The sequence below is a fragment of the Desulfosoma sp. genome, assembly GCA_037481875.1.
Taxonomy (GTDB): Bacteria; Desulfobacterota; Syntrophobacteria; order Syntrophobacterales; family DSM-9756; genus Desulfosoma.
In genome coordinates this window covers 108,960-120,989 of the sequence record JBBFKY010000011.1, presented here as the reverse complement: position 1 = coordinate 120,989, position 12,030 = coordinate 108,960, and the positions used below count along the sequence as shown (strand labels likewise).

The following is a 12,030-nucleotide window of genomic DNA, read 5'->3' as shown; positions in this document are numbered from 1 at the left end:
CGAGCTTGCCAGGATGGAACGCCTTCTGCAAATCCAGAAACCTCTCGCCCATGCCGTGAATTTTGCCGTGCAAACCAGAGATGCTGCTCGTTGCGGGGTACTTTCCCATTACGAATACCCATGGCTTCCGCAACCTCGAGGCGACTAGTCCGTTCCAAGCCGCCCTGCCGTTGGTCTCTTTCCCGATAACCAATCTTTTCTGGGTTATCTGCTGAGCCGATTCTAGTTGTCTGGTTGACAGAAAAGCCGCTTTGTGATTACGAAGATTTTTACTGCTATCGGAATGGCAATGAAGTCTGCTTGAACCACCGGCGCCGGTTGATGACTTCTACCTCAGGAGGGTGGAAGTCTTTTTTTTGCTGAACGTTTCCTGGGACGAACCGCCGGTCTCCAGGGAAAACCAGACAGAAGTGTGGAGGTCCCCAACATTTATTCGCCGGAGGATTCAACATGGCGGTTAGTCTGGCTCTCATCGTGATTCTTGGTCTGGCGGCGGATCACCTCTTCCGGAAGATGAAGCTTCCCGGATTGGTGGGCATGCTCATTGTGGGCATTCTGGCAGGCCCTTACGTGTTGGGGTTAATGCGCCCGGAAATGATGCAGGTATCCGCGGATTTTCGAAAGATCGCGCTCATCGTGATCCTGCTTCGAGCCGGCTTTGAACTCCATCGGGACACGCTCAACCGGGTGGGATGGGCCGCGCTCACCATGAGCGCCGTGCCCGCCGTGTTCGAAATCCTCGGGGTGATCTGGGTGGCTCCTAAGTGGCTGGGGATCACCACCCTGGAAGCGGCCATCCTCGGATCTATCCTGGCGGCGGTTTCCCCGGCCGTTGTCGTCCCACTCATGATCGACTTCATGGATCGGGGCCGCGGCTCCAAGAAGGGCGTCCCCACGCTCATTCTGGGAGCGTCTTCGGTCGACGACGTCTTTGTGATCGTGTTGTTTACGATCTTTATGGGCATGCACGGCGGCGGACAGGTGAACATTTGGGCCAAGCTGGCGGAGATTCCCATATCCATCACACTGGGTATCCTGGTGGGCGTCGTCCCCGGGTATCTTCTCTACAAGCTCTTCACTCGCTACGACTGGCGCCCACCCAAGCGCACCCTGATCGTCCTGGGCGTCTCCATCTTTCTTACCTGGCTCGAAACCGCCGTAGAACGTTGGGTGCCTGTGGCAAGCCTCCTCGGTGTCATGGCCATCGGCTTCATCATGCTGGAGAAGGCGGAACCCATCGCCCATCTGATTTCGCAAAAGCTCAAGAAGCTCTGGGTCTTCGCCGAACTGTTGCTTTTTGTGCTAGTGGGCGCCCAGGTGAACATCCATGTGGCGTGGAAGGCGGGGCTTGCCGGCATGGCCGTGATCGCCGTGGGCCTTGTGTTTCGGAGCATCGGAACCTGGGTGTCGCTCATGGGAACCCCTCTCAACTGGAAGGAAAAGCTCTTTTGCGTCGTGGCCTACATCCCGAAGGCCACTGTGCAGGCCGCCATCGGAGCGGTTCCTCTCACCGCCGGAGTGGCTTCGGGCGAGTTGATTCTCGCCGTAGCGGTCCTGTCCATCCTGCTCACCGCCCCGCTAGGCGCCATCGGCATCATGATCCTGGGCGAACGGATCCTTGATTACGGCGAAAATTTTCCGTACACCTTCAAGTCCCTGCGGGAAAAGCTGCAACTTCCCCGGGTGGGGGAACGGGTTCGGAGCAAGCGCTACGGCACCGTGTGGAAGATCATCGAGGAACGCGAAACGTGGATTCCCGCCCCCGCTGTGCCGTCCACGCCCCACGGCATCCTGCCCCACGGCATCCTTCCCGCGATCCTGATCCGCTACTGGAAAGAAGGAAGCGGTAACGGCCCCGGTACGGGAAAAACCATGACCTACCGCTACAGCCAGTTGGACCCCTCCTTCCAGGAGCACTGGGAGGTCCTTTACGACTGGTAGCATCTCGGGGTCTGTCAGGCCGCCCTTGCGACTGAGCGGTTCCGAGGCACCCGGAAGGCTATGGGGACGGTTCGCGCCCCCCGGCCCGGTTTCTTTCAGCCGCCAACGAGATCGCCGGCAAGGTCACTCATCCCGGAGTCGCCGAGGCCTTCGACCTGGAGTACGTGCCCGTGGAAAACTTTCTGTAGTCTATCAGGCTTTTTGGGGAAGAGTCTGCGCCGGGTGCCTTTTGTCGCCCGGCGGGACCACTGACAAGCATCATTGTCTCTTTAAAATTCCGATTACTTTGCCGTTCCGAGAGGGACCTCAAAACCGCTTCCGTCGGGAATGCCATCGCCGGATTTGGATGCGGGACCATGAGAAGGAGTGGTTGTCGCGCCAGGTGCCTTCACCTCTCCTCGATTGACTGCCAAAGCCGGAGACGCAAATCAAAACATTGCTGCGAGCAGAACCACGATTGATTTCTTCACTTTTCAACCCCTTTTATCGTCAGGGTGTATTGGAAGAAAGCATCAACGGTCTATGGGGCAAGGCAACATTTTTGAATCGACAAATCCAGGCTAATCGGCAGGCGGTCTTGTCAGTAGATTCTGCGAAATGGACCAGAAACCTTTCGGCCAAACCCATCAACCCTAAGCAGGAGCATTTTTTCTAATTCACGGCACTTTCGTAAAGAAAGGCTGTTCGTAGGCATGAACGATCCAGATGCGGCATCCAGATCAAGCCGTTCTGCGGCGGCTTAGAAAATAGAGGATGGGAACGGCCACGCGGGACAGTAAAAGGGAAGCCACTTCGCCGGACATGAGAGCCAAAGGAAGTCCCTGAAAAATAGGGTCTAGTAGCATAGGAGCAGCGCCCACAATTAAGGAGGTGGCCGTGAGGACCATGGGGCGAAACCGGACCGCTCCGGCATCCACCACGGCATCCTCCAAAGGCATGCCTTCCCTGAGGCGTAGTTCCACAAAATCCACGAGAATAATAGAATTGCGCACCACAATGCCGGCTCCAGCAATAAAACCAATCATGGACGTGGCCGTAAAAAAGATCCCAAAAAGGCCGTGCGCCGGAAGAATCCCCACCAATGAAAAAGGAATAGCAGCCATAATCACCAAAGGCGTTACAAATGATTGAAACCAACCCACCACCAAAATGTAAATCAAGACCAACACCGCCGCGAAAGCTAAACCCAAATCCCGAAACACCTCATAAGTGATGTGCCATTCACCATCCCACTTCATGGCGTAACGTTCCGTGCTCAAGGGAAGTGTCGCCACGTAACGTTCCAAGCGATACCCCTCCGGCACCACCAGCTTGTCGAGAGCCTTGTTCATCTTCAGAATCGCATACACCGGGCTTTCTTCTCTACCCGCCACATCGCCGGTCACATAAACCACCGGCATTAGATTCTTGTGATGGATGCTTTTGTCTTGAACAACTTCCCGAACCTGAACCAGCGCCGATAAGGGGACCAAACGCCCCTCAGTGCCCTGCACTTTGATGCGTAGCACATCCTCCAGTCGGGAACGCAATGCTATGGGTAATTGCACCCAGATGGGCACATCCTCCTTTTCTTCAGGCATGTGAGCCAAGCCGATCCCCTGGCCTCGAATCAAAGCCGTCACTGTCTCCACGATGGTTGCCGTGGAAATTCCGTTCAAAGCGGCTTTTTCCTTGTCCACAGTGAGAACAAACTTGGACTGATCGTCTTCAACATACCAGTCCACATCCACAACACCCTCAGTTTTTTCAAAAATTTCCTTAACCTGTCGGGCTATAGCCAATCGGCCGGTTTCGTCAGGGCCGTAGATTTCCGCTACCAAAGTCTGCAGCACCGGAGGTCCCGGAGGAATTTCTGCAACCTTTACGTTGGCTCCGTAAAGTCGAGCCACTTCCTGAATGGCAGGCCGCAGCCTTTTGGCGATGTCGTGGCTTTGAGCCTTTCGGTCTCCCTTCGGCACCAGGTTCACTTGTATGTCCGCCACATTGGGACCGCGACGCAAAAAATAGTGACGTATCAGCCCGTTAAAGTTATGAGGAGCCGCTGTGCCGATATAAAGCTGATAGTGCGTTGTTTCTGGGGCTTCGGCAATCACCTGAGCTATGTGACGTGTGGCCGCCGCTGTCTGTTCCAGAGTGCTCCCTTCAGGCATGTCGATCACCACCTGAAATTCGCTCTTGTTGTCGAACGGTAGCATCTTGACCCGCACGGCCTTGAAAGCCACCAGGCTCATGGCCCCCAAAAGCAGCAACACCACAAAAACCAAGAAACCATAGCGCCAAAAAGGTTCGTGAATCAAAGGGCGCATGGCACGGCGATACACACGCGTGGTCCAGCCTTCGGCTTCATGCTTGGCTTCCACTTCCGGGCGTAACAGGCGCACACTGGCCCAGGGTGTCACGACAAACGCGACGGCCAGAGAAAACAGCATGGCCGCCGTGGCTCCTACCGGAATGGGGCGCATGTAAGGCCCCATGAGGCCCCGCACGAAAGCCATGGGTAAAATGGCCGCAATCACGGCAAAAGTGGCCAAGATCGTAGGGTTGCCCACTTCAGCTGTGGCTTCCACGGCCACCTCCAAGGGATTGCGGCCCCGGTTATGCGGCATGCGATAGTGGCGCACGATGTTTTCTACCACCACGATAGCGTCATCGACCAAAATACCGATGGAAAAAATCAGGGCAAACAAGGTCACACGGTTGAGCGTATAACCGCCGAGGTAAAACACGGTCAGCGTTAGCGCCAAGGTGACGGGAATGGCAATAGCCACAATACCGGATTCCCGAACCCCAAGGGTTGCAAGAATCAATAGGGTGACGGAAATGACCGCGATGGTCATGTGCCAGAGAAGTTCATCAGATTTTTCCTTTGCGGTCTCTCCGTAATCCCTCGTAACCGTCACATGCACTTCTGGGGGAATAAGACGGCCCTTGAGACTATCAATTTTTTTCAAGACAGCGTGGGCCACATCGATGGCATTGGTCCCTTTCCGCTTGGCAATAGACAAAGTCACCGCAGGAAAAAGTTCCTGAAAAGGCTTACCCTCAAAAGCCGGACCACCTCCGAAAAAGACATAATCCGCCGGCTCTTCTGGCCCATCAATGACCTCGGCCACATCCCTCAGAAACACCGGCCGTCCCTCATAAACGGCCACCACCAAAGAACCCACATCCTCCGCCGATCTCAAAAATTCTCCGGTGTCCAAAAGGATTTCTCTGTTGTTGGAAACCATGCGGCCGGAAGCCAGCGAACGATTGGCACCTGCAAGGCTGTGGAGAAGCCTATCGGCAGCCACTCCATGGGCGGCCATCTTGGCTGGATCAGGAAGGACTCGAATCTGACGGCGCTGTCCTCCGATGATATGGACTTCGGACACATTGGGCACTTGTTTCACATGGTCATGAAGCTGAGCTGCAAGGCGTCGCAACGCGAAGGCATCCAGGTCGGCACTCCACAAGGTTAGAGCCAAAATGGGCACATCATCGATAGACCGAGGCTTGATCAAGGGCGGACTGGCACCAGGAGGAATGAGATCGAAATTGGCGAACATCTTTTGGTTGAGCCGAACAATGCTCTCTTCTTCGTCTTCTCCCACCTTAAAGCGGACGATGACAAAAGAACGTTCGGGAGAGGACGTGGAATAAATGTATTCCACACCCGGAATTTCCCACAAAAGCTTTTCCATAGGCTTGGTGACACGCTCTTCCACTTCCTTGGCGGACGCACCAGGCATGGAGACAAAGATATCCAGCATGGGCACGACAATCTGGGGTTCCTCTTCACGAGGTAACAACAGCACGGCACCCAAGCCCAGAAGCAGGGAGGCGAGAATGACCAAAGGGGTCAATTTCGAATCAATGAACGCTTTAGCAACACGACCGGCCAGTCCTAGATGCAGGCTTGTCATGAAGACACTCTCATTCGGCGATGATGCGTGTACCGTCTTTTACTTCCGGCACGATCTGAGCCACGATCCTTTCCCCATCCTGCAACCCCGAAAGGATTTCCACTCGGTTTTCCAAGGTCTGCCCCGTTCGAACCAAACGCCATCGGCACACCTGATTGTCATCCACCACGTAAACTCCCGTAAGTTGGCCTCGTGACGTCACGGCCGAAATCGGCACCAGAATGGTTTCTCGAATCCCCGTCACAAAGCGGGCTCGAGCAAAGGTACCCGTACGCCACGGCGGGTATTTATTTTCCGTAGATGACGATGGCAACTGGATCTTAACTATTCCGGATCGACTCTGAGGATCCACGGACGGAAAAACTTCCACCACGGTCCCTTGCACAGGACCCTGGAACAGTTCCGTTAAGACTGGAACAATGTCCCCGATGTGCACGATGGCAAGGATTTCTTCAGGAACTGGAACTTCTAAACGATAAGACGAAAAATCTTCCACCGTTAACAGGGGTAGGCCGGGCGTCGCCATATGGCCGACATCGGCGTGTTTCAACGTTACCAAGGCATCCATAGGGGCTGTGACTTGGGCATATCCCCAAAGGGCCTGCGCGGCTTCCAAACCGGCTTTGGCGGCGCGAAGCGCCGAAAATGCCTGTTCTCTTTTGGCCTGCATGGCGTGAACCGCTTGGCGGGCACGTTCCGCATCCGCCGCGGCAGACTCATGCCTAGCTTTAATTTCATCGAATTCCTGACGGCTCACCGATTCCCGAACCAACAGGGCCTGAAACCTTTGAAAGGTGGCTTGAGCCACCTGGCGCCGAGCTTCTGCAGCTTTGGCTTCGGCCTGCGCCATTCTTAAAGCTTTTTCCGCTTCCTCCAAAGCGTACTGAGCTTGGCGGAGGGAAGCTTGCGCCTGCTCGACGCCTGCCCTGGTTTCTCGATCATCAATGCGAACCAGCACCTGTCCCTTACGAACACGATCCCCTTCACGCGCCTCGATGGATAAAATGCGCCCGAACACCTTGGAAGACAGCACACTCACATGCGCCGCTCGAACAGTGCCGGATAATTCCACCGTGCTCGGAATTTTTTCCTGCTTTACTGTCATTACGGAAAGCCGAACGGGTTCGGAAGAGGAAACCTTGGGTGAAGGTTTATCCTGACAGGCTGGAAGCATCACCGCACAGGTCACCCAGAAAGCCAGCACGGTTTTGAACTTTCCTGAAAACGCCGTAAATAATCGTTGCCGATCAACCACGCTCATGGGCCATCATCCTTCAAAGGGAGCAGTCTCTCGAAGCCTTCCGGTGCGGAACAAAAGCTCGGCATACCGAATGACGTGATCATAACGAGCCTCCAGTTCCATCCACTGAGCCCTGCGATAGGCCGTATCGGCCCTTAAAACTTCCGTGATGGTCGTCAGTCCTTCCGTGTACCGGTCCTTGACAATCCGAAGGGCTTCCCTGGCTTGCTCAACGGCTTTTTGAGACATTTTCAGGCGTTCTCGGGCCCCTAGAAAACCTTCATAGGCTTCCACAACCTGAAGACGGACTTGATCTTCGGCTTCCTGCAGCTGGGCTTCTGCGCCGGCCAGGAGGGCTCGAGCCTGAGCGATTCCTGGAATGCGTCGTCCGTCGTAAAGATCCCAACTGAGGCTGAGACCTAACGTGTAATCTGAACTACCGCTTTCCCAATCACGCCCGCTCACACCATAGGAAGAGAAAGCGTCCAACCTGGGCAGGAAACGCGCCCGGGCTTCTCGAAGCCGCCGTTGAGCCACCTGAAGATCTTCGCGGACCATAGCCACATCAGGCCGATGAGCCAGAGCCTCCGCCGTATATTTTTCAAGTGAATCCAATGGCATCAGAAGGCTGGGAATATCGCATATCGGTTCAGGGTAAGGTGGCGTAGGACGCCCTAAGGCCGTTTGAAAAGCCTCCTGAGCTGTGTGGTACCGGCCTTGAGCGTCAACCAGTTGTTGAGAAAATTCCAACTGCTGCACTTGAGCAGCCAAAAGATCCGAACGCACCACCTGCCCATTTTCGTAAAAACTTTGAATACGTCGCACCTGGGCTTCGGCTTCTCGGACCGCATCTTCGGCCACACGAACCCGATCCCGAGCCACAATGACACCGTAATAGCCTCGAACAACCCCTAGGAAAATTTCCTGTTTTACCCAATCCTCCAAAAGGCGGGCTTTGTTTTGTGCTCCTTGACCTTCAGCCACTCGAGTGGCCGTGTAAAGCTGATCGAACACGGGCATCGTGGCAAAAACTTCGGAGCGTCTGTTGGTCATGGGATCAGGATCGTTCAAAAAGGCAGGGTCGAAATGCTGAACACCAAAGCGCGCCTGTTCCAAAAGGGAACCGAAAACAAAGACAGGATTATTGCTTTTTAGAATTTTGTGGGAAAGGCTGATCTTAGGAAAATATCCGGCTCGAGCCGCTTCGTAGCCGGCTGTAGCGGCCTGAGTTCCCGAGGTGGCGAGAGACGCTTTTGGATGTCGAGCCAAAGCCGTTTGCAGGGCATGAGCTAAGCTGCCAACAGGAGCTTCCACTGGAGTTTCAGCAGCATGTGTTAGGGAAACCGAAGGGTCCGAGGATGTTCCCATTCCTGAAAAGATGAAGAGCAAGCAGAAAAGCGTGGCAAGAAGAGCTGTGGCGTTTCCGTGTGACTTCATGCCGATTCACCCTTTACGGCCCCGGTCAAAGACACGTAAATTACCTTGAACAAGCCATGCACAGCCCTATCGTGGATCATGTTTTTGCATTTACAGGAAAGATAGGCCATATGTAAAGAGTTCAAGTTGCCGATTCGGTCTAAGTCGATGACCGTCACCAATTGGGCATGGTTCTTTGGATGTTTCTTAAAAGGATTGCCTGAGCAAACTCTTTGCCTATTATCCTTACGGGAGCAAGCCGTGTGTGATCTCAGGCTCGAAGAACCTCACGTCCCCATTGTGTGTGAGCATGAAGATTTTTTGGTGGTCCACAAACCGCCGGATTATGCCGTCACCAGGGACGCTGAAAACGATGGAGTACTCACCCTCCTACGGCGACGGACCGGTTGGACCGGCTTGATTCCGGTGCATCGCCTGGACAAGGTGACATCGGGTTTATGGCTCCTGGCCAAGAACCCTGAAGCCGCCCGCGTACTGACGGCCCTGTTTCGTGAGCACACCATTCGAAAATGCTATCTGGCCCTTTCCGATCGTAAACCTCATAAGAAACAAGGGGTTATCATCGGAGACATGGCTCGCACTCGAAACGGCCAATGGAAAATCTCTCTTTCACGAAAGGCACCCGCCATCACTCGATTTGTCAGCCGCTCCATAGCTCCGGGACTACGCCTTTTCGCCTTGTTTCCCGAAACCGGGAAAACACATCAGGTGCGCGTTGCTATGAAATGCTTGGGGTCTCCCATTTTAGGGGACCCTCTCTACGCAAACGCAAAATCCCGCTTCCAGAATGTCGATCGAACCTACCTGCACGCCTACGCTTTGGCTTTCTCCTACAAGGGAATCCACTATCACTTCAAAGAACTTCCTCAGCACGGCCGTCTTTTTCTGGAACCAATCTTTTTGCAAGGGTTAAACTCGTTCAAAAGCTTGGGAGAAGATTTCTCGCGGCCATGGAGACCTTGAAGAGAAAGGAATCTGTTTGTCTGGAACGTTTTGTCCAACGGCCACATCTAAATCAAAGGAACCTTAATCCGTGAGCTTGTGTCTATACGCGCAAGTATCATGCCGGATGTATCGTATTGAATTTCATTTGCTTTTGTACTATAGGGTCTCCTGTCACAATTTCACCCGGCAGGTGCCCTCATGAAAAGAATCGAGATTGAACAATCTTTGAAGGCCTTCTCTAGCGGGCACTGGGGCCTGCTTCTTGTGGGCCATTTGATCAACCACAGTACGGACCTCTGCCAACGGTTGGAAAAGGAAGTTCCGGGACGGCCGGTGATCTCTCATGCGGATGTGGTCAAGACGTATGTGGGGCTTTTGTGTATGGGGAAGAGCGACTTTGAAGCCGCCGAGGGGGTTGTCGGCGATGACTGGTTCAAAGAGGCTCTGGACATCCAAAAGGTCCCTTCTCAGGAAACCCTGCGACAGCGCTTCGACAAACACGCGAGAGTTGTGGGCGGCCTGGCCGCACATTCAAAACGCGGAACCAAAACTGGGAGAATGACGGAATGCGTCGCACTGTTTTCTGTATTTTCGTCTCGGTCCGCTGGCGTCCGGCGACGGAACACGAGAACAGGACGCTTCGGGCTGTCGTGCCGAAATCAGGAGATGGAAAAACGTCCTATGCGCGGAATTTCCGCAACACCGGAGGAAGTCCCACCCCTTAGAGGGAGATGTCACGGAAATTCTCCGGCACAGCGTGGATTTGGCAAGCAACTTTTTCCAGGGAGGACACAACCATGAGAAAACTGTTCTGGACGCTGGTGGTGTTGTTGTCGGTCGCGGTGTCACAGCCGGCCATGGGGAAGTGGGAGGGCCTGCCGCAGTCGATCTACGACTATCCCATCCTTGACTCGCCGTCGGGGAAGAAGTGGATTCCAGCGCGATACATTTACAAGGTGGCTAAAGATGCTGGCCTGTCCACGGATGAGGCTGGTGAGTATTACGAGTTTATCGCAAACCAGGATCGCAGCATCATAACAGAAATTGTCACTCCCTACCCCAACAGGCCGTATCATCCGGTCAACAATCCGGATCCCTACTGCCGGAGCGGGATAGACCCGAACTACAAGATGTCGGTGCCCGGGATATGTGTCCCCTACATCACGCATCTCGACTTTGGATTCGTGTATGGCCACAGGAACGAGCTGCTGGTCTACGGCGACGGGCGCAGGCCCTGGCCGGAGCTTTACGGGGACTACCGGCTTTTCCGGGACGAGTACCGCATCCATGTCGGGGCGGTCGTGGACGAGGCGACGAGGCGCCGGGTGTTCGGCCAGGCGATGGACCACGTGAAGGAGCTGGTGGCGTACTACAACGTCCAGTCCTATCTGGGGACGGCGGTGCTTGTTGACGATCCCGGCCAGGCGAACGTGGAGGTCTGGATCGTTCCGCCCCGGTGGGAAGAGATCAACCGGTTCGCCATGGAGAGGTTCGGGATCTCGATACCCGACGAGAACCACCTGCCTCAGGGAAGCTTCGCCTACAGGACGTCGTGGATTTCCTCCGAGCCGGGCCATAGCAACACCAAGGAACATGTGCTCGCCTTCGGCTTCTACCACGAGCCGACGGGGAAGTCCGTGGGGATGGTGTTCAGCCAGCCGTGGGTGGACGGAGCCTTCCTGTATCATCTGACCGCCGCGCTGCTGGGCGGTTTCACGGGGGATCTGAAATATCTGTATCAGGTGACGGATGCAAAAGCGATCACCTTTTCCGCCGCGGCGAGGCTTGCGGGGTGCAACGCCTGGGATGCGCAGTGCGTCGGGGAGAAGGCCAGGCCCCTGTTCGAGCTGCGGGCGGCCTACGTGGGCGACGCGTGCCGGACCTACATCGACTACGGCCAGATGCCGGGATTCGACCAGCCGGTTCTCCACATGACGGTGGCGATGCCGGATTTTTCCTCACCGATGGCGACGCCGGAGGAGACGGCCCTGTGGTATGACGTGCAGGCCGTGATCGAGCTGGATCCCTTTGAGACGGTCATGGGAGGGAGTTTCTTCTACCGCGTGACGTCGGCCGTTCCCGTGGAGCCGAAGGAATGCGTTCCCGTGTTTTTCATGGGTTCAAGGCGCGAATGGTCCGGGGGGTATGATGGCTTCCTGGAGTTCCCCGCGCTCCACTACGGGAACCTGGACAACTGGTCCGACTGGCTCGGCCCCCACGGAAACCATGCCGACCGGTGGTGGGTTGGGGGGGTCCGCTTCGTGGACGGACAGATCCTTTTCTGATTCCCGCAGACATGCGGAAAATCCAGGCCGTCCGTGGAATTCCCGCGTCCATGGGCGGCCTGGGCGCGTTTTGGGAAACCCAAAATCAAGGGCGTTCTTTTCCCCTGTTCTATTGGGAAAATGGAAAATGGAAAACAACAGGCTACGTGCCAAAAATCAAACCTGAATCCGTGAGGTGTGGTGGAGCGAACTGAGCTGTGGGCATGATGACCGCGTTTTGAGCCGTCGACAATGCCCTGTTTCAGCCAATTGCTCGAATTATCGATTCTCCAGTGGC

Annotated in this window: 6 protein-coding genes and 1 riboswitch; of the genes, 3 read left to right on the top strand and 3 right to left on the bottom strand. The window is 55.2% G+C overall.

Annotated features, from left to right (window positions below; translation table 11 throughout):
• Positions 1-276 precede the first annotated feature (276 nt).
• Positions 277-338, top strand: a riboswitch (Fluoride riboswitch).
• 112 nt (positions 339-450) lie between these two features.
• Positions 451-1,941 (top strand): cation:proton antiporter, encoded by a 1,491-nt coding sequence (locus WHS46_13325; protein MEJ5349655.1) that lies wholly within the window; start codon positions 451-453, stop codon positions 1,939-1,941.
• Between the two features lie 719 nt (positions 1,942-2,660).
• On the opposite strand, the gene WHS46_13320 is transcribed toward WHS46_13325, so the two are convergent.
• Genes WHS46_13320 through WHS46_13310 form a run of 3 tightly spaced genes read right to left on the bottom strand, consistent with a single transcriptional unit; the run spans position 2,661 to position 8,523 of the window.
• Entirely contained in the window at positions 2,661-5,846 is a 3,186-nt protein-coding gene (locus tag WHS46_13320) for an efflux RND transporter permease subunit (protein ID MEJ5349654.1), read from the bottom strand.
• Positions 5,847-5,856: 10 nt separating this feature from the next.
• Complete coding sequence (locus WHS46_13315) at positions 5,857-7,107, bottom strand: efflux RND transporter periplasmic adaptor subunit (GenBank protein ID MEJ5349653.1); 1,251 nt, start codon at positions 7,105-7,107, stop codon at positions 5,857-5,859.
• A gap of 6 nt (positions 7,108-7,113) precedes the next feature.
• On the bottom strand, positions 7,114-8,523 hold the full coding sequence (locus WHS46_13310) for a TolC family protein (protein MEJ5349652.1): 1,410 nt from the start codon (positions 8,521-8,523) through the stop codon (positions 7,114-7,116).
• Between the two features lie 240 nt (positions 8,524-8,763).
• Between WHS46_13310 and WHS46_13305 the strand changes: the two genes are divergently transcribed.
• A complete protein-coding gene (locus WHS46_13305; GenBank protein MEJ5349651.1) occupies positions 8,764-9,486 on the top strand; it encodes a TIGR01621 family pseudouridine synthase in 723 nt (240 codons plus the stop codon).
• Between the two features lie 779 nt (positions 9,487-10,265).
• Positions 10,266-11,753 carry a hypothetical protein gene (locus tag WHS46_13300; protein MEJ5349650.1) on the top strand — a complete coding sequence of 496 codons (1,488 nt, stop codon included), beginning with the start codon at positions 10,266-10,268 and terminating at the stop codon, positions 11,751-11,753.
• The last annotated feature ends 277 nt before the right edge of the window (positions 11,754-12,030 follow it).